Source organism: Pseudomonas sp. SORT22 (assembly GCF_018417635.1).
Lineage (GTDB): Bacteria > Pseudomonadota > Gammaproteobacteria > Pseudomonadales > Pseudomonadaceae > Aquipseudomonas.
In genome coordinates this window covers 2082354-2101199 of record NZ_CP071007.1, presented here as the reverse complement: position 1 = coordinate 2101199, position 18846 = coordinate 2082354, and the positions used below count along the sequence as shown (strand labels likewise).

Here is an 18846-nt window from a genome sequence, read left to right as displayed (position 1 = left end):
ATGCCAAAAGCCCCCCTGAACCTGTTGAGCACCGCCATTGGCTGTGCGTTGCTGCTGGGAGCCTGTTCGGCCATGAAGCCGCATGAGTACAGCAAGGACGAACAGCGTCAGCGAATCGTTGCCGACCAGGCGCAGATGTATGCCGAGCAGGAGCCGGTGACCACCCCCATCACCCTCTATGAAGCCGCCGCGCGCGCCCTCAAGTACAACCTGGATTACCGCCTGAAACTGATGGAAGGCGCGCTGGCCGCTGACCTGCGCGATGTTTCCAGCCACGAGATGTTGCCACGCCTGGTGGCCTCGGCAGGCTACGCCGGGCGCAACAACGACTCCGGCGGCACCTCGATCGGTATCGAAGACCGCGAAGAAAGCCTGCGCGCGTCGACCTCCGAAGAGCGCTACCGCGAACTCTATGGCCTGGGCCTGAGCTGGAGCCTGCTGGACTTCGGCGTCGCCTATTACCGCACCCAGCAGAAAAGCGACCAGATCCTGATGGCCGAGGAGCGTCGGCGCAAGGTGGCGCAAAACGTCCTTCAGGACGTGCGCAACGCCTACTGGCGCGCAGTCGGCGCCCAGCGCCTGATGCCCCAGGTCGACCGACTGCTGGTGCGCACGCACCAGGCCCTGCTCTCGGCACGCCAGGCCGAAGGCAAGGGCTTGCTGCCGCGCCAGGAGGTACTGGCCTATCAACGCGCCCTGCTCGACTCCATCTACCTGCTGACGGTGCGCCGCCAGGACCTGGAGTTCGCCCAGTCGGAACTGGCCGCGCTGATGTCGCTGCCACCGGGCTCGCGGCTGATTCTCGCCGACAGCAGCGAGCCGGCGCTGCCAGTGCTCGATACCGACATTGGCCGGCTGGAGCAGCTGTCGCTGGAAAACCGTCCGGAGATCATGGAAGAGTGGTACCGCAAGCGGGTCAACGAGAACGACCTGAAGATCGCCAAGGCGCAGCTGTGGCCCAACGTCGCCGTCGATGTCGGCTACCGCTACGACTCCAACAAGTACCTGTACAACAGCAACTGGACCGAGACCGGCCTGCAGGTGTCGCTGAACCTGTTGCGCCTGCTGCAGCTGCCGTCCATTAACCGCGCCGCCGAGTCCCAGGGCAAGACCGACGACATGCGCCGGGTGGCCCTGTCGATGGCGATCCTGACCCAGGTACGGGTCGGCACCCTGCGTTACCAGCTGGCGCGCCAGGAAGTGGAATTCGCCGACCAGAGCCTGCGGGTCGACCAGAGCCTGCTCGACTACGCCCAGGCCGCGCGCAACACCACCTACGGCTCGGAACTGGAGCTGATCCGCGCCGAAGGCCGCTACCTGCTTTCGCGTTACCAGCGCGAAGCCGCCTACTCCAGTGCTCAGGCGGCCTGGGGGCGGCTGTACAACTCGGTCGGCCTCAACGTGCTGCCTGAAGAGATCGACAAACACGACATCAAGAGCCTGTCGCAGGCGCTGCAAAAAACCCTGGACACCCAGGAACACCAAAGCCTGCTGCTTAGCCAACAAGGAACCGCCAATGTCGTACGTCGTTGAGCGCCCGCTGCTCGCCCTGCTGATGGCCTGCCTGATGGCGCCGGCCACGGCGCAAGTCAATGCCGGTGACGATGCCAGCGCCATTCGCGTGCTGCTCGCCGCTGACCTGGAAACCACCCTGTCGAGCCAGATGAACGGCACCCTGGGTGAGCTCAAGGCAAGCTTCGGCCAACCGGTTGGCAAGAGCAGCGTGCTGGCCCGCTTCGACTGCGCCGAACCCCAGGCCCGGGCCAAGGTTGCCGGCGCCGAACTGACCATGGCCCGGCAGAACCTCGACGCCAAGCGCAACCTGCGCAAACTCGAGGCGGTGGGCGATCTGGAAGTGGCCATGGCCAGCACCGAGGTTAAAAAAACCGAAGGCGCCCTGGCCCTGGCACAGGCGCAGAACGCCTACTGCCAGGTGCAGGCACCCTTTGCCGGACGGGTCGCCAAGGTGCATGTCAAACCGTTCCAGACCGTGGTGGCGGGTACACCGCTGTTTGACCTGGTCAGCGATGGCGCCCTCAAGGTGCGCCTCAACGTCCCGTCCAACCTGCTGCCCGGGCTCAAGACCGGCAACCCCTTGCAAGTCAGCATCCACGAAACCGGCAAGGCTTACCCGGCGCACCTGAGTGCCATCAATGCGCGGGTCGATGCGGTCGCGCAGACCGTGGAACTGGAAGCGCGCCTGGACGCCGAATACCCGGAACTGATTGCCGGCATGAGTGGCACTGCCACCTTAAGCCCGGCCCATGACTGAACGCCTGCCACCGGCACCGCTGTTGCTGAGCCTGAGCGCCCTGCGTGACCGGGCGCTGGCGGCCGACTCGCTCAACGCCCTGGCGTTCTCCATCGCCAACGACCCCTTCCCCCTCCTGCAGCACCGCCAGGCCCTGGTGTTTGCCCAGCGCGAGCAGACGCTGGAGCTGCTTTGCGTCTCGGGCCTGGCCAAGCCCGCCGAAGATTCGCCCTACCTGGTGTGGCTGCGCCGCGCCAGCCGCTGGCTGGCCGCCCAGGTCACCGATGGCCAGCCGCGCTGGCTGGCCCGTGAAGCCGTCGCGCCGGATGCCGACATTGCCCAGGGTTGGGCCGAGTGGTGGCCGGCCGGTGCCTGGTGCATCCCGCTGAACGACCGCCACGGCACGCGCCTGGGCCTGGTGGTGTACCTGCTGGACAGTCCGCCGACCGGCCTGGCGCCGTTGATGGAAGGTGTCTGGCAGACGTGGGCCCATTGCTGGGCAGGCTTCAGCCGCCAGCCACGGCTGCTGGGCTGGCGACCGAACAAGCGCCAGGTCGGCCTGGCCTTGCTGCTCGGCGCCGGCCTGCTGCTGGTGCCGGTGCGCCAGAGCGCCCTGGCACCGGCTGAGATCGTCTCGCGCCAGGCGCAGAACATCAGCTCGCCGATCGACGGCGTGATCCAGGCCATGCAGGTGCGCCCCAACCAGCCGGTGGAGCAGGATGCGCCCTTGTTCAGCCTGGATGAAACCACTCTGCGCAGCCGTGCCGAAGTACTGGGCAAAGAGCTGGCGGTGGCCGATGCCGAGCTCATGGCCGCCAGCCAGCGTGCCTTCGACAACCCGCAAAGCAAAGGCGAGTTGACCCTGCTCAACGGCCGCGTCCAGCAGCGCCGCGCCGAGCTGGCCGCGGTACAGGCGCAGCTGCAACGTACCCAGGTGCGCTCGCCGCGCGCTGGCGTTGCCGTGTTCAGCGACCCCAACGACTGGCTGGGCAAGCCAGTGGTCACCGGTGAGCGCATCCTGCAGGTCGCCGACCCCAGCCAGCCGGCGATGCGCATCCAGCTGCCGGTGGCCGATGCCATCGCCCTGGAGCCCGGCGCTGAAGTCACCCTGTTCCTCACCGCCTACCCCTTGTCGCCACTCAAGGGCCAGGTACTGGAGACCAGCTACCAGGCCCAGGCCAGTGACGATGGCGTGGTTGCCTATCGCCTGCTGGCGAGCATCGAGGAGGCGCCCGAGCATGCCCGCCTCGGCCTGCACGGCACGGCCAAGCTGTATGGCGAGCGGGTGGTCCTTGGCTATTACCTGCTGCGCCGGCCGATTGCCGCACTGCGGGCCTGGAGCGGCTTGTGATCGCGGCGGCGGCGAGCCTGCCGACCCCCGCCCTGCGCGACGACCTGCGCCTGCATGAAGTGGCACCGGGCAAGGACGGCGAACCGGCCTGGACCCTGCAGGACACGGTGACCAACCGCTTCTACCGGATCGGCTGGCTGGAGTTCGAATGCCTGCTGCGCTGGCAACAGAGCCCGGCACAGATCTGCCAGGACATCCATGCGCGGACCGCACTGCGCCCGGACGTCGAGCAGGTGCTGGAGTTCTGCCAGTTCCTCGACCAGCACCAACTGTTGCGCCCCGGCCCGGAAGCGGTCGGGCGCCTGGCCAGCCGTAGCCAGGGCAATGCCTGGCTGACCTGGCGCTGGTGGCTGCACCACTACCTGTTTTTTCGCGTGCCGCTACTACACCCAGAGCGTTGGCTGCAACGCCTGGCCGGGCGCCTGGACTGGCTGTTCCAACCCCTGACCGCGGTACTGGTGGTGCTGCTCAGCCTGCTGGGGGTGCTGCTGGTAATCCAGCAGTGGGATACTTTCACCCACGCCCTGGTGGAGTCGTTCTCTACCGCCGGGCTGCTCAGCTTTGCCCTGGCGCTGATTCTGGCCAAGACCCTGCACGAGCTTGGCCATGCCCTGGTGGCAACCCGCCTGGGCCTGCGCGTCGGGCACATGGGCATCGCCTTCGTGGTGCTCTGGCCGATGCTCTACACCGACACCGGCGAGAGCTGGAAACTGCGCCATGCCCGGCAGCGCCTGGCCATCGCCGCCGCCGGCATCGTGACCGAACTGGGCCTGGCCGGCCTCGCCACCCTGGGCTGGGCGCTGTGCGACCCCGGCCCGCTGCGCAACGGCCTGCTGTACCTGGCCACCACCAGCTGGGTGCTGTCGCTGGCCCTCAACGCCAGCCCGTTCATGCGCTTTGACGGCTATTTCATCCTCTGCGACCTGCTCGACTTCCCCAACCTTCACGAACGCTCCTCGGCCCTGGCACGGGTAGCCTTGCGCCGCAGCGTGCTGGGCTTGCCGGAAGCCTGGCCGGAGCCCTTCGCCCCCGGCCCGCGGCGAGCCCTGATCGCCTTTGCCATCGCCACCTGGCTGTACCGCCTGGTGCTGTTCCTAGGGATCGCCGTGGCGGTCTACCTGCTGTTCTTCAAACTGCTCGGGATCATTTTGTTCATCGTGGAAATTTCCTGGTTCATCCTCATGCCGGTCGGGCGCGAAATGAAAGCCTGGTGGCAGCGTCGCAAGCTGGTCAGCAACGCCCGACGCTACAGCCTGTGGCTGCTGGCGGGGTTACTGCTGTTGCTGCTGGCGCTCCCCTGGCGCAGCCATGTCCAGGCGATCGGCGTCGCCCGCGCCGAACAGCAACTGCGCGTCTATGCCCCCTACCCGGCGCGCTTGCAAGCCGTGCACCCCAGTGGCGTAGTCGAAGCCGGCAGCACCCTGGTCAGCCTTGAGGAACCGGACATCAGCTCACGGATGAACAGCAGCGAAGCCAGCCTCAAAGGCTATCAGGCACGCCTGAACGGCCTGCTTGCCGACCCGGCCGGCCTCAGTGAAGACCTGGCCACCCGCCAGCGCCTCAACGTACAACTGGAAACCCGCCGCGCCGCCCGCCTGGAAATCGACCGCCTGCAACTGCAGGCGCCGTTTCGCGGGCACTGGCTGGACCTTGACCCGGACTGGCGACCCGGCCAGTGGCTCAACAGCCGCCAGGCCATCGGCGTGCTGGTCGACCCCAGTCGCTGGCAGGTCGATGCCTATATCGAGCAGGACGAGGTGCAGCGCCTGAGCCCAGGTGCTGCGGTGCGCTTCTACCCCGAAGGTGAGGCCAGCGCGATAGTCGGCAAGCTGGTGGCGATCGGCACTACCCGCGTCAGCCAGTTAGCCCATCCAATGCTCGCGGCGCGCTTTGGTGGCCCGCTGAACACCTCGGCAAAAAGCCAGGAGCTGATCCCGACCCCGGCGCTGTTCCATGTTCTGGTGCAACTTGAACAGGCGCCGCCACACCTGGCGCAAACCCGCGGGCGCCTGCAGATCGAAGCTGCCCGGCGCAGCCTTCTGGGCGAGGGGCTGATCCACCTGGCGGCGATTGCCCTGCGCGAAAGCGGCTTCTGAATCGGCGCCAACGTGACTCGTGCATGCCTGTTCCAGTCCCATGAGAGTGCCCTCATGGCACTGCAACAGCAGACAACCACAACAATACGGTCTGACCCGCATGCACGCCCAACGCACCGCCTTGCACAACGAGTTGCACGCCCGCCCGTCGCTGTATTTCGATGAGCCCGCGCATGTTTTCCACCTGGCGTTTCTCGGCGCCGATGCCGACTGCAATGCCCTGTTGCAGCGTTGCTGCCCGGGCGCCTTCGAGCCCGATGCCGCCCAGGGCATCACCACGCTGGACGGCCATCCGTTCAAATGGGAGCGCCATTCCGAGTTCTTCACCCTGACCCTGGTAGTGCCCGCCGCCAGCGCCGAGCTGCGCTGGAGCACTTTGCCCGCCGCCCTGGCTGCAGGTGTGGAGCCCTACCGTGAGCAGATGATCAACTCGGTGCAGGTGCTGGTGCGCGATGAACACAACCTCGACCTCAGCCGTTACGGCTTCAAAGACCCCAGCGGCTCATGCGTGGGCGGTGGCGATGCCGTGGTGTGGAGTGATTTTCGCCTGACTGCCGATGGCACCAACCGCTTCCTGTTCATCAACCGCCGGCTCAATGCCTACCGCCAAGGGCGCATGATCCGCCGCCTGCTGGAGATCGAGACCTACCGGATGATGGCGTCTTTGTCGCTGACCGCCGCCAAGGCCCTGGGCCCGCAACTGGACGCCTATGACCGCAAACTGGTGAGCCTGTCGGAGCGTAACGTCAGCAGCGACGGCGGCAACGCCAAGGCGCTGCTGGCCGATATCGCCCAGTTGTCGCGCCAGGTGGTCGGCAGCACGGTCAAACACCGCCACCGCTTCAGCGCCACCCAGGCCTATGCGCAACTGGTGTTCGAGCGCCTGGGCGAGTTGCGCGAGAGCCATGTCGGCGATTGCCAGCGCCTGGGGGTGTTCATCGAGCGGCGCTTCAAGCCCACCGTGCGTTACTGCGCGGCCAGCGAGCAGCGTCTGGAGCACCTGGCCGAAAGCGTCGCCAACCTCGGCGACCTGTTGCAGGCGCGGGTGCAGGTGGAGATGGAAGAACAGAACGCCGAGATCCTGCGCAGCCTCAACGCCCGCGCCGACACCCAGATCAGAATCCAGCGGGCAGTCGAAGGCCTGTCGATCATCGCCATCAGCTACTACCTGCTGAGCCTGTTCAAGCTCTTTTATGCCGGCCTGCACACCCTCGGCGCACAGATCACTGCCCGCGAAGCGCTGCTGGGCATGGCGCCGGTGGTGATATTGACCCTGCTGGTGATTTTGCTACGGATCAGGAAAGCCAAGGCGCATTGACGCCCGGGCCCGGGCTGCTCAGGCCCGGGTGATCAAACCCTGGCGGGCGACGCGGGTCAGGTGGCCGATAACTTCGGCAGCGTCGTCGGCGCTGGGCGACTGGATCACGGCGAGATCGAAACGGTCGTTGGCAAACTGGCCAAGGGAATCGCGGCTGTCGGCGAACTGGATAAGGAAGGCAGTGTTGCGGCTGTTGCGACGCGGCCAGCCGTCAAGGTAGCGCAGGAGGGTTGGCTGATGGCTGCCGCCCAGAAGAATACGCGGCGTGCGCGTGCCCTGGCTGGCGGGCAACGGGGTCAGGCAAACACTGGAACGTGGACAACTCATGGGGTTAGATCTCCGCCTCGCAAAACCCGCTGGGCTGCGGTGGGAGGCGTCACCGAACCAGCGTTTTAGCGGTATTTGGTGAAACCCCCGAAGAGGTAACCCTGCGCCCCGCAAGTAGCTGTTTAAATCGGCGCAAGTCAGCATCCTAGAGGCGCTGCGGGTGGAATGTCAATATGTGCCCTGCGCAGTCGTCGTACCCACAAAGCAAGAGCGAAGCGAATTGTGCTCTTGATCTTGATCTGCTTTTGATCTTGATCCACCGGCCCCGTTAACCAGAAGGGCCGAGCGCAGGTGTTGCGAAGGGGCGAGTGCGCAGCACCTTCGGCGATAGCCGAAGTTGCGAAACGTAGAGTTGCTTGCAACTCGTAGTTCGCAATGCCCCGTAGCGACACCGGAGCGAGGGGACCCGAAGCGCAGCGCAGGGCCCCTGGTGGGGCAAGAATTTTTGCTTACTTTTTTTTCGACTGAAAAAAGTAAGGCGCCGTAAGGGCGCAAAGGTGACTCAGCATCCCCGCCCCATCCGGACCCTTAATGAGCCATTCCAAACACCCCATTACTAACGCCCATTACCCTTCCCCCCTTTGGGCTCCAGCGAAGCCCGCTCCCGATCAAACGCCAGGAAGTACTTGTTGACACTGTTCACATAACTCACCGGCCCCATGCCCACCTGCTCCATGGCAATGCGCTCGGTCTGGAAAAACCACTGATTACCATTGAGCCCCCGCCGCCGGGCCTCGGCGCGCATCGCCTGGACCCGCTCCGGCCCCAGGTTGTAGGCCGCCAGAGTAAAGGCCATGCGCTCACGCTCGTTGAGCTGGTTACTGGCAAAGAACTTGCGCCGGATCAGCGCCATATAGCGGGCGCTGGCCTGAACATTGCCATCGACATTGGAAATATTGCTCACCCCGACCCGCTGGGCGGCACTGGGAGTGATCTGCATCAGCCCGTGGGCGCCACCGGCGCCGCGCGCGCTCGGGTCAAGGGAAGACTCCTTGAAGGCCACCGCCGCCAGGTTCAGCCAATCGATGTTCTGAGCGCTGGCATGGCGCTGCAGCACCGGGCGCAAGGCCTCCAGGCGCTTGCGGTCGCTACGCGCCAACGGGTTGTGCACCCGGTACAGGCGCCGGTAGATCCGCTCGAACGCTGCGTCCTGGTTGGCCGGCGCCTTGTAGCCCTGCAAAAAACGATCAACGCTGGCGTGCAGCATCACCGCATCCCGGCGCACGTACCAGCGCATGGCCTCGGGGCTGGCCAGGTGCAGTTTGCGCTCGACCCGCAGCTTGGGCATGACCTTGGCCCAGCGTTCGGCAATTGGCTGCTCGACCACGGTCAGGTGAAAGATCCCGGCCTGGACCATCTCCAGCACGTCTTCCACGGCCAGCGTCGGGTCGACCCACTCAACCTTGATCGGCGCAAGCTTACGCAGGGCCAGTTTCTGGTTAATCTCGTGCAGGGTGTCGCCGGCCGCGCTGGAGCTGGTCAGCGCCAGGGTACGCCCGGACAACTGCTCGACGCGCTGGACGCTGCGCTCGCCCTTGCGCCCGACCAGCACCAGCGGCACCTTGTCGACCACCGGATCGCTGGCGCTGAGACCGCGGGTAGAGGTCGGGTCGACCAGCTCGCCAGGCGCCACCAGGTCGGCTTCGCCGCGCTGCAAGGCGGCCAGCAACTGGTCTTTGGCGCGAGGGATGATCTTCAGGCGGATTTCCTCGCCATCGCGGGCGCGGGCATTGAGGTAATGCTCGAACGCGCGCAGGCGGTGATACTCGACCCCCACCGGCTCGCCCTTGACTTCGCCGGAGCTGTTGCGGCTCTGGTTGACCAGTACCTTCAATACCCGGCTGCTGCGAATTTGCGCAAGGTCGCGCGCCGGGGTCTTGGGCACCGCCTGTTGCGGCCCGGCCAGACGCGCGCTGGCCGGCCCGGCAGGCAGCAGCGAGAAGCTCAGCACGATCAACAAAAACAGCGCTCGGGTCATCCGTTGCGAGGTCCGCGCGTGTGGGGTTGGCGCCATAGTTTGCAGTCGTTCCATGACAATTGACCGCAAAAGACCACGACAACTCGTTGAAGTTCTTGGCTTTATCGATTTCGGTCGAGCTTTGTTATGCTGGCCGGCTTCCGGCCTGAGGTAGCACCATGCAACTCATCGACATCGGCGTCAATCTGACCAACCCAAGTTTTGCCGACAAACACCAGGCAATTCTCGAACGCGCCCTGGCCGCCGGGGTGGTGCAGATGATGGTCACCGGCACCAGCCTTGAGGGCAGCGAACAGGCCCTGGAGCTGTGCCAGCAACTCGATGAAAGCGCCCAGCACCTGTTCAGCACCGCAGGCGTGCACCCCCATGACGCCAGCAGCTGGAGCAGTGCCAGCAGCCGTCAGCTGCGGGCCTTGCTTGAACAGCCGCGGGTGCAGGCGGTGGGTGAATGCGGGCTGGATTTCAACCGCGATTTTTCGCCGCGCCCGCAGCAGGAAAAGGCCCTGGAAGAACAGCTGGCCCTGGCGGTCGAGTTGCAGATGCCGGTGTTCCTCCACGAGCGCGACGCCAGCGAACGCCTGCTGGCGATCCTCAAGGACTTTCGCGACCGCCTGCCGGCAGCGGTAGTGCACTGCTTTACCGGCGAGCGCGCAGCGTTGTTCGGCTACCTGGACCTGGACCTGCACATCGGCATCACCGGCTGGATCTGCGACGAGCGCCGCGGCACCCACCTGCACCCGCTGGTCAGCAGCATCCCCCAAGGCCGCCTGATGCTCGAAAGCGATGCGCCCTACCTGCTGCCGCGCAGCCTGCGGCCCAAACCGAAAAGCGGGCGCAACGAACCGGCGTTCCTCACCGAAGTGCTGCGTGAAGTGGCCCTGCACCGTGGCGAAAGCGTCGAGCAACTGGCCGCCCACAGCACCGCCACGGCACGGGCCTTCTTTAACCTGCCCGCGATTATTTGACGCATATCAAAACGTCTTGATGATCGAGTCGGCACAATGATGGCACCTTGCCAACAATGTTTCCGCTCAATCAGAGAAGACCTACCATGGGTGCCTGGCTTAGCAATATCTCCCTGAAATACAAGTTCTGGGCCGTGAACGCGGTCGCCTTTGTCACTACGTTGTTCCTGGTGCTCTATGCCGTGCACCTGGAACAACAGGCGCGGGCCCAGACCGCCCAAAGCAAAGCTGAAGCCGAGGCGCAGTTGCTGGCCGCCTGGCCTGCCGGGCAAACTTTGCCGAGCAACGCCCTGTGGCTGACCTACAGCCCCGGCCAGGTACCGCAATTTGAAGGGCAAAGCCTCGATGCACTGGCCACTGCCCAAGGCTGGGTCGAACTCGAAGGCTTGCCGTTGCTGGGCGAGAACCCTTTGACCGGCGCCCAGGTGATCAGCCGCGGTGACCAGCAGATTGCCGTACTCGCCCCCTCCCCCAGCCTGATCCAGGTGTTCACCGACCGCTTCACCAACTACGCCGTGTGCGTATTGATCCTGATGCTGGCGATGCTCTGTGCCTCGCAATTGTTGATCCGCTTTCTGCTCAGCCAGCTCAACACCCTCAAGGATGTGATGCTGCACGTGGAAAAAACCGGCGACCTGTCGGCCCGCGTGCCGCTGGCCTGTGGCGATGAGGTCGGGCAGATGGCCAGCGCCTTCAATGCCATGCAGACCACCTACCACCGGGTGGTCAACACCGTCGCGCGCACTGCCGCGCAGCTGGATTCCGGCGCCGCGCGCCTGGCCGCGAGCATGAACGATGTGCGCCACGGCATGCTCGGCCAACAGAGCGAAACCGACCAGGCCGCCACCGCCATCAACGAAATGACCGCCACGGTCTACCACATTGCCCAGCACGCCGGCGCCACCCGCGACCTGTCGCAGAGCGCCGACTCCCTGGCCGGCAGTGGCCAGGAGGTGGTCAGCCGGGTGCAGACCTCGATTGCCGGGCTGTCCAGCGGCGTGCAGCAGACCGCCGAGATGATTCGCCAACTGGCCGACGACAGCCAGAAGATCAACGGCGTGGTCGGGGTGATCCACAGCATTGCCGAACAGACCAACCTTTTGGCCCTCAACGCTGCCATCGAGGCCGCCCGTGCCGGTGACCTGGGCCGCGGCTTTGCCGTGGTCGCCGACGAGGTGCGCAACCTGGCCAAGCGCGTACAGGCCTCCACCGACGAAATCACCACCATGGTCTCGGCGCTGCAGGCCGGTACCCGCGACGCCGTGGACTTCATGCAGGAAAGCTCGTTCAAGGCCGACGACTGCGTACAGCAGGCCCAGGAAGCCGGCGCCGCCCTGGCGGAAATCACCAGCGCGGTGGCACAGATGCGCGAAAGCAACACGCAAATTGCCGTGGCCGCCGAGCAGCAAAGCCAGGTGGCCGAAGAAATGAACCGGGCAGTGGTAAGCATCCGCGATGTGACCGAAGAGACCGTACAGCAGACTGTCGACTCGGCCACCACCAGCAGCGAGCTGGCGACCCTGGCCGGTGAGCTGAACAAGGCCATCGGCCAGCTCAAGCTATAGGCGTCATAGCCGCCATCGATTGGCCCCTTCACCGGGGCCGCACTATTCTTCAGGCAAGACCCTGAGGAACATTTCCATGAGCAAACGCCTGCCCAACCTGCCCGCCTGGCAATGGCGTGGCTACCACCACAACCACCGCAACCCGACCAACCTGGTGCTGCACCTGATTGCCGTGCCGCTGTTCATCCTCGGCGTGCTGCTGGTGCTGTCCGGTTTGTTCTCGCTGGACCTGGGGCAACTGGCGGTGGGCATCATCGCCCTGATCGCCGGGCTCGGCCTGCAACGCCAGGGGCATCGCCTGGAGGCCCAGCAACCCGAGCCGTTCGCCAACCGCCAGGACGCCATCGGCCGCCTGCTGGTGGAGCAGTTCATCACCTTCCCGCGCTTTGTGCTCAGCGGTGCCTGGTGGCGCGCCTGGCGCGACCGCCACCGGCATTGAGTGGCGTCAGCCGAACACTGTTACGGTCTGGCGGCTGAGCGCCAGCAACTCGCCCTTGTCGCTCCACAGCGCAGCCGCCGCATGCCCGTAACCATCGCGGGCATGTTCGGTTTCGACGTGATAGCGGCACCAGTCCAGGGTGGTCAGGCTCGCCACCGGCCGGATGAACTCGATGGTCCAGGTCAGGGTGCTGCCAGCCGCCGGCTTGTTCAGGTGTGACAGCAAGGTCGGCGGCCAGGCATCGACCAGCGCCAGCAAGTGCGCCTCGCTGATCGGCTCTTCCCGTTCGCTGTCGCGAAAACGCACCCAGCCGCCCATGTCGCGGGACTTGTTGTTGCTGAACGGAATGCCGCCGATGGCCCAGCGCAGTGACACATGGCGCATGAACTCGGGGGTCACGCCCTTGATGTACGGCAGCTCCGTGCTCGACTGCTCGAGCGGCTTCATGTCTACCGCCGGCAAGGCCGGAACATCGATAAGCGAATCGCGGCCGCTGCCAAAGCTGCCCTGCATCAGGGTAACCACCTGGCCGTTCTGCACGGCGCGGCCCAGCAGCGAACTGACCGCCTTGCCTTCGCGCAGCAGTTCCACTTCAAAACTGATCGGCATTTGCGGCTCGGCCGGGCCGACAAAGGTGATGGCCAGGGAACGCACCGGGCGCCCCGGCGAGGTCTTGGCCAGCATGGCCTCATACAGCAAGGCCGCCATCAGCCCGCCGAAACAGGCGCGGCCCTGGGCCCAGCTGGAATCAATAACTACCGACTGGGGATGCTGGCGGACCGCCGTGAGCAATTGTGAGAAGTTCATGCCGACCTCAGCGATCAGGAAAAAACTGATCTTAACCAGCCAGCAAGCGGTCTACAGCACGCATTTCGGCCATTTCAGCGGGCTATCGCTGCGCAAGCTGCGCCTGCAGGCGTTCGAGGGTGGCGTCGGCGCCTTGTTCGGCTTTGGCCAACTGCGCTTGCCAATGGCTGACGCACGGCGCCAGATCGCGTTGCTGCTCGGCCTGCAGCAGCCACTGCAACAGGTCGTGCCAACTGCCCAGGTCACTCTGGGCACGCTTGAGAGCCTTTTGCAGGCGCGAGTTGGAGTGCTGCAGTTGCGGGTAGGCTTCAGCCGCGTAGCGCACCCGTTTGATCAGCAGGCGCAGACGATGGCGGTCGTGGGCCGGGTCGTCGAGGGCCTGACGCAGTTGCTTCCACTGTTTTACCAGGCGTTTGTCGATGCGCTGTTGCAGCCGGCGGATCAAGCCCTGGCGCTGGGCGGCGCGCAGGAACACCGGGAAGGCGTCGATGATCGCCAGCAGGCGCGCCAGTTCGGCACTGGCGGCAACGCTGGCGAAGGTTTGCCGGCGCTGGGCCAGGCGTGCCTGCGCCGCGGCCACTTGCTGGCGCTCAAGCAGCTGCGCGGCCAGTACCTCACGGTCACGCAACGGCGTCGTCAAGCTGCCCAGGGCCTTGGCCGCAGCTTCCAGCTGATCGACACCGGGCAGTGCCCGTAACGGTCGCAACACACTGCGCAAGCGCCGCACGCCGATGCGCAGGTCGTGCAGCGCCTCGCTGTCGGTATCGGCAACCAGGCGCGCCTGGCAGGCCAAAAGGCGCACCTGCAGGCTCAGCACCTGGGCAATGACGTGGTCGAGCATGGCCGACGACATGGTCTACTCCTGTATCAGCGCCCGGCGCGAGATTCACGAATGTAGAAGCGAGCCTTCTCGGCCTTCTTGCTGCAGCCCTCGAACGCTTCGAACTGCTGCTGGGTCTTGGCCCCGGTCAACAACGACAGGGCTTTTGAATAACTGACAGTACCGGCGAAACCTTCGGCCTTGGCCAGGTCGAGCTCCTTCCAGGCCGAGTCCAGCTGATTGGCGCAGCTGTCGCGGTAGGCTGTCTTGCCAGCGCAACCGGTCAGAACCAGGGCAATCAGGGGCAGGCAAATCCAGGCTTTCATCGGCAATACCTCAAAAGAAAAAGTTCAGGGTGGCGACTTCGACGGTAAACAGCGAGAAAAGTGCCCTGTTCAGCGTAGCCCAGTGCCAGTGACGATTGAAGCACAGACACAATTGGGCGCATTGTTAGACCATGGAAGCAGAACACCGGGGAAGCATCATGAAAAAACGCGTCGCACTGGTTCTGGGTTCGGGCGGGGCCCGGGGCTATGCACACATCGGCGTGATCGAGGAAATCGAACGCCGTGGCTATGACATCGCCTGTATCGCCGGCTGCTCCATGGGCGCGGTGATTGGCGGAATTTATGCCGCCGGCAAGCTCGATGAATACCGCAACTGGATTGAAAGCCTGGACTACCTCGACGTCCTGCGCCTGGTGGACGTGAGCTTTCGCCTGGGGGCGATCCGTGGTGAGAAAGTCTTCGGCCAGATCCGCAAGATCGTCGGCGAGATCAACATCGAAGACCTGCGCATCCCCTACACGGCGGTGGCCACCGACCTTACCAACCAGCAGGAAATCTGGTTTCAGGAAGGCTGCCTGCACCAGGCCATGCGTGCCTCGGCGGCGATCCCCAGCCTGTTCACGCCCGTGGTGCAAGGCAACCGCATGCTGGTCGACGGCGGCATCCTCAACCCCTTGCCGATCATCCCGGTGGTGTCCAGCCACTGCGACCTGATCATCGCCGTGAACCTCAACTCGACCAACCAGAAGCAGTACCAGTTGCCAGTGATCGAACGCCCGGCGGCGTTCAAGCTGCGCTTTGACAACCTGATCAACTCGCTGGGTTCGCACTTGCCGTTCCGGCGCAAACCGGCCGAACAACTGATGCGTATCGAGCAGGGCCTGCAACCGGAGGCGGCGCAAATCCCCAACCCCTGGCTCAGCGATGCTGCCGACCCCGAAGCCCAGCAACCGGCGGCAGCGCCAGAAATTGAAGGCGCGCCGAAATCGGCGACCGGTTCGTTCATCATCGACAACGTCGGGCCGGCGTCATTGCTGGACTTGATCAACCAGAGTTTCGAGGTGATGCAAACGTCGCTTGCGCAGTACAAGATTGCCGGCTACCCGCCGGATGTACTGATCAACGTGCCCAAGCGCGTGTGCCGGTTTTTCGAGTTCTACAAGGCGCCGGAACTGATCGCCCTGGGGCGGGAGATTGCCCGGGACACGCTGGATAACTATGAAGCGGAGCGGCGTTGATGACTAACAGCATCGCGGGGCAAGCCCGCTCCTACACTTGCTGTGGGAGCGGGCTTGGCCCTACTCCGGTCCGATCAGCCTGTACCCCACCCCGGGCTCAGTCACGATGAACCGCGGCGCCGTCGGGTCATCGCCAAGCTTCTGGCGCACATGGGCGACGACGATGCGCAGGTAATGGCTGTCGTCGACATGAGTCGGCCCCCAGATGTCCTTGAGCAGTTGCTGCTGGGTAATCACCCGCCCGGGATGGCTGGCGAGCTGCGCCAGCAGTGCATATTCCTTGCGCGTCAGCGCCACCTCGACGCCGTCCAGGGTCACCTTGCGAAACGCCAGGTCGACGGTCAACGGCCCGAAGCTCAGCGCCGAGGCGCTGGCTGATGCCTGCGGCGCCTGGCGCAGCAAGGCGCGTACGCGAGCGAGGAATTCCTGAATGCCAAAGGGCTTGGTGACGTAGTCGTTGGCGCCGTTGTCCAGGGCTTCGACCTTCTGGACTTCACTGGCACGCACCGACAGCACCAGCACCGGCACCGCGCTCCACTCGCGCAATTCACGCAGCACCTGCTGGCCGTCCATGTCCGGCAGGCCCAGGTCAAGCACCACCAGGTCCGGGCGCGCCAGTGCCGCCTGGGTCAGGCCCTCGGCGCCGCTGCCGGCTTCCACTACCTTGTAGCCCTGGGAGCTCAGGCTGATACGCAGGAACTTGCGGATTTGCGGTTCGTCATCGATGACCAGCAGGGTCGCGCTCTGGCTCATGGGGCTTCGCTTTCAGGCTCGGGTTGGGTCGGCAGCGGCAAGCATAGAGTGATGCAGGTGCCCTTGCCATCGATACCGTCAGCGACGCGGATGTGCCCACCGTGGGCGCCGATCATGCCCTGGCAGATCGCCAGGCCCAGCCCCGTGCCCTGCCCGCCTCGATCACCACGCGCGGCGGTATAGAACATGTCGAAAATCCGCTCGCGGTCGGCTTCGGGAATGCCCGGGCCTTCATCACTGACGGCACAGCACAGCAACTCGCCGTCGACGCTGACCTGCAGGTCCAGGCGGCCAGCCGCCGGCGAAAAGCGCGCGGCATTCTCCAGCACATTGATCAGCGCCTGCTCGATCAACGCCGCGTGCACGAACAACAGCGGCAGGTCGGCCGGCACTTCGGTGCGCAGCTGCAACGGCGCCAGCACCACCCGCAGGCGGTTCAGGGCGCTGCCGACGATGTCGCCGGGCGCCACCCAGTCGCGCGCAAGCTTGAGGCCGCCATGGCCCAGGCGGGTCATGTCGAGCAAGTTCTGGATATAGCGATCCAGGCGCTCGGCTTCATTGCGGGTGCCTTCAAGCAGTTCCTGGCGGTCGGCCTTGGGGATCGCCTCGCCGAGGGCCAGCAGGCTGTCGATGCTGCCGCGCATGGCGGTCAGCGGCGTGCGCAGGTCGTGGGACACCGAGGCCAGCAAGGCGCTGCGCAGTTGCTCGGTTTCGCCGTGCAAACGCGCCGATTCCAGCTGCTCGGCCAAGCGCGCCCGCGCCAGGGCCTGGGCCAGCGGCTGGCTCAGGGCCTTGAGCAGGCGCCGATGCTGAGCGGTGAGTTGCTCGCCCTTGTGCGGGCGCACGCCGAGCAGCGCCAGACGCGCATCGTCCACCGACAGCGGCCACCACCACCAACGACCGTTAGGCAGGGTATCGCTGCCCAGACCCGCGGCCTGGTCGTGCTGCCAGGCCCAGTCGGCGGCGGCACGCTCGTTGTCGCTGAACTGCAGGTTGCCGCCGCTGGCCACCTGCAGACGGCCTTCGGCGTCGCGCTCGAGCAGGCACACCTGCAGGTCCTGCCAGCCATCCAGGTGCTGGCCGGCGGCGGTGAATACCGCCTGGCGATCGGTGGCAGCGGTGAGCTTGCGCGACAGGTCGAGCAACTGGCTGGTCTGCTCCTGGGTTTCGCGCAAAGCCTGCAATTGCCGGCGCTGGCGCGCCGCCAGGTTGCCGGTAAGCGCCGCCATCAACAGGAAGAACAGCGAGGTCAGTACGTCTTCTTCACGCTGGATGCTGAAGGAGAAATTCGGCGGGATGAACAAAAAATCGTAGGCCAGGAACGACATCACTGCACAGGCCAATGCCGGGCCCAGGCTGCTGCGCACCGCCACCAGCAACACCGCCGCGAGGAACACCAGCGAAATGTTCGGCAGCGCCAGCACGCTGGCCACCGCCCAGGCCAGGCCGGTGGCCAGGACCGTGGCGGCGAAGGCCAACAGGTAATGACGCCAGACCCAGACCTTTTTCGCCGCTGCACTGGGCGGCTCGGGCTGAGTGTCGCGGTCGAGCACGTTGATTTCCAGGCCGTGGGCATCGCGCAGCAAGCGCGTCGCCACGCCAGCGCCGAACAACCGCCGGCGCAGGCGATCGCGCGACTGGCCGACCAGCACCAGGCTGGCGCGGCGTTCCAGGGCATGCTGGATCAGGGTCTTGGCCACCTCGCCGGCGCGCAGCAGCACCACTTCGCCGCCCAGCCGTTCGGCCAGTTGCTGGGCCGCCTGCAAGCGCTGGCGCGCGGTTTCGTCACGTAGCCGGCCGTTGTCGACGTGCACCAGGGTCCACGGCAGATGACGCCGCTGCGCCACCCGGCTGGCGTGACGCACCAGGCGTTCGGCCTGGGCATCGCCATCGACGCCAACCAGCAAACGCCCGCGCAAGGCCGGCGCATCCTGGCCAAGCTGGCGGTAACCGTGGGCCAGGTCGGCATCGACCTGGGCCGCAGCGGTTTGCATGGCCAGCTCGCGCAAGGCGGTAAGGTTGGTCTGGGTGAAGAATGCATCGATCGCCGCCCGTGCCTGCTCCGGCACGTAGACCTTGCCCTCGCGCAGGCGCTCGAGCAGTTCGCGCGGCGGCAGGTCGATCAGCACCAGCTCGAAGGCTTCCTGCAGCACCCAGTCGGGCAGGGTTTCGCGCACCTGCACACCGGTAATGCCACGCACCTGGTCGTTGAGGCTTTCCAGGTGCTGGACGTTGACCGTGGTGTAGACGTCGATGCCGGCGGCCAGCAGTTCCTGGACATCCTGCCAGCGCTTGGCATGGCGGCTGCCGGGGGCGTTGCTGTGGGCCAGCTCGTCGACCAGCACCAGTTGCGGACGGGCCTTGAGCAGGCCGTCGAGGTCCATTTCTTCCAGCAGCATGCCGCGGTATTCGCTGCGTAGCAGCGGCTGCTGGGGCAAGCCGCCGAGCAGCGCCTCGGTCTCGGCGCGGCCATGGGTTTCGACCACCGCCGCCAGCAACGCCACGCCCTGGCGCAGCTGGGCATGGGCGGCCTGGAGCATGGCGTAGGTCTTGCCTACCCCCGGTGCCGCCCCCAGAAATACCTTGAGCCGGCCGCGCCCTTCGCGCGGCAGCCCGGCCAACAACGCATCAGCGCGTTCGGAATTGCTCAT

General features: G+C 65.5%; 16 protein-coding genes. 9 read left to right on the top strand and 7 right to left on the bottom strand.

What is annotated here, in order from left to right; all coding sequences use genetic code 11:
* The 5 genes from JYG36_RS09900 (at position 1) to JYG36_RS09880 (ending at position 7016) form a co-directional block, all read left to right on the top strand.
* Entirely contained in the window at positions 1-1533 is a 1533-nt protein-coding gene (locus JYG36_RS09900) for a TolC family protein (protein WP_045194770.1), read from the top strand.
* On the top strand, positions 1517-2272 hold the full coding sequence (locus tag JYG36_RS09895) for an efflux RND transporter periplasmic adaptor subunit (protein ID WP_045194772.1): 756 nt from the start codon (positions 1517-1519) through the stop codon (positions 2270-2272). The genes JYG36_RS09900 and JYG36_RS09895 overlap by 17 nt, the downstream gene beginning before the upstream one ends.
* A complete protein-coding gene (locus JYG36_RS09890; RefSeq protein WP_045194774.1) occupies positions 2265-3602 on the top strand; it encodes an efflux RND transporter periplasmic adaptor subunit in 1338 nt (445 codons plus the stop codon). The genes JYG36_RS09895 and JYG36_RS09890 overlap by 8 nt, the downstream gene beginning before the upstream one ends.
* Positions 3602-5698, top strand: coding sequence for a site-2 protease family protein (locus tag JYG36_RS09885; protein WP_213604380.1), 2097 nt, complete (start codon positions 3602-3604; stop codon positions 5696-5698). The genes JYG36_RS09890 and JYG36_RS09885 overlap by 1 nt, the downstream gene beginning before the upstream one ends.
* 100 nt (positions 5699-5798) lie before the next feature.
* Complete coding sequence (locus tag JYG36_RS09880) at positions 5799-7016, top strand: DUF3422 domain-containing protein (RefSeq protein ID WP_213603761.1); 1218 nt, start codon at positions 5799-5801, stop codon at positions 7014-7016.
* 18 nt (positions 7017-7034) lie between these two features.
* Here the strand turns inward: JYG36_RS09880 and JYG36_RS09875 are convergent, their stop codons facing one another.
* Entirely contained in the window at positions 7035-7343 is a 309-nt protein-coding gene (locus JYG36_RS09875) for a hypothetical protein (RefSeq protein ID WP_045194777.1), read from the bottom strand.
* 556 nt (positions 7344-7899) lie between these two features.
* The gene (locus JYG36_RS09870) at positions 7900-9321 is read right to left on the bottom strand and encodes an MltF family protein (RefSeq protein WP_213604378.1); all 1422 of its coding nucleotides are present in this window, start codon (positions 9319-9321) and stop codon (positions 7900-7902) included.
* Between the two features lie 158 nt (positions 9322-9479).
* On the opposite strand from JYG36_RS09870, the gene JYG36_RS09865 reads away from it, so the two are divergent.
* From JYG36_RS09865 to JYG36_RS09855, 3 genes are all read left to right on the top strand, one after another.
* Positions 9480-10286, top strand: a complete 807-nt coding sequence (locus JYG36_RS09865) for a TatD family hydrolase (RefSeq protein ID WP_045194781.1) — start codon at positions 9480-9482, stop codon at positions 10284-10286.
* Positions 10287-10372: 86 nt separating this feature from the next.
* Positions 10373-11851: a methyl-accepting chemotaxis protein gene (locus tag JYG36_RS09860; protein WP_045194783.1), complete on the top strand. Its 1479-nt coding sequence runs from the start codon at positions 10373-10375 to the stop codon at positions 11849-11851.
* Between the two features lie 76 nt (positions 11852-11927).
* Positions 11928-12290 carry an Mpo1-like protein gene (locus tag JYG36_RS09855; protein ID WP_045194785.1) on the top strand — a complete coding sequence of 121 codons (363 nt, stop codon included), beginning with the start codon at positions 11928-11930 and terminating at the stop codon, positions 12288-12290.
* Positions 12291-12296: 6 nt separating this feature from the next.
* On the opposite strand, the gene JYG36_RS09850 is transcribed toward JYG36_RS09855, so the two are convergent.
* From JYG36_RS09850 to JYG36_RS09840, 3 genes are all read right to left on the bottom strand, one after another.
* The gene (locus JYG36_RS09850; protein WP_213603760.1) at positions 12297-13097 is read right to left on the bottom strand and encodes an acyl-CoA thioesterase; all 801 of its coding nucleotides are present in this window, start codon (positions 13095-13097) and stop codon (positions 12297-12299) included.
* Positions 13098-13179: 82 nt separating this feature from the next.
* Positions 13180-13950, bottom strand: a complete 771-nt coding sequence (locus tag JYG36_RS09845) for a CHAD domain-containing protein (RefSeq protein WP_249744415.1) — start codon at positions 13948-13950, stop codon at positions 13180-13182.
* A 14-nt stretch (positions 13951-13964) separates the two neighbouring features.
* A complete protein-coding gene (locus JYG36_RS09840; protein ID WP_028941416.1) occupies positions 13965-14243 on the bottom strand; it encodes a hypothetical protein in 279 nt (92 codons plus the stop codon).
* Between the two features lie 158 nt (positions 14244-14401).
* Here JYG36_RS09840 and JYG36_RS09835 point away from each other — a divergent pair, with 158 nt between their 5' ends.
* Positions 14402-15442: a patatin-like phospholipase family protein gene (locus JYG36_RS09835; RefSeq protein WP_045194791.1), complete on the top strand. Its 1041-nt coding sequence runs from the start codon at positions 14402-14404 to the stop codon at positions 15440-15442.
* Between the two features lie 60 nt (positions 15443-15502).
* Here the strand turns inward: JYG36_RS09835 and JYG36_RS09830 are convergent, their stop codons facing one another.
* Both JYG36_RS09830 and JYG36_RS09825 read right to left on the bottom strand, forming a co-directional pair.
* Positions 15503-16195: a response regulator gene (locus JYG36_RS09830; RefSeq protein WP_213603759.1), complete on the bottom strand. Its 693-nt coding sequence runs from the start codon at positions 16193-16195 to the stop codon at positions 15503-15505.
* Positions 16192-18846: a DUF4118 domain-containing protein gene (locus tag JYG36_RS09825; protein ID WP_093380958.1), complete on the bottom strand. Its 2655-nt coding sequence runs from the start codon at positions 18844-18846 to the stop codon at positions 16192-16194. The genes JYG36_RS09830 and JYG36_RS09825 overlap by 4 nt, the downstream gene beginning before the upstream one ends.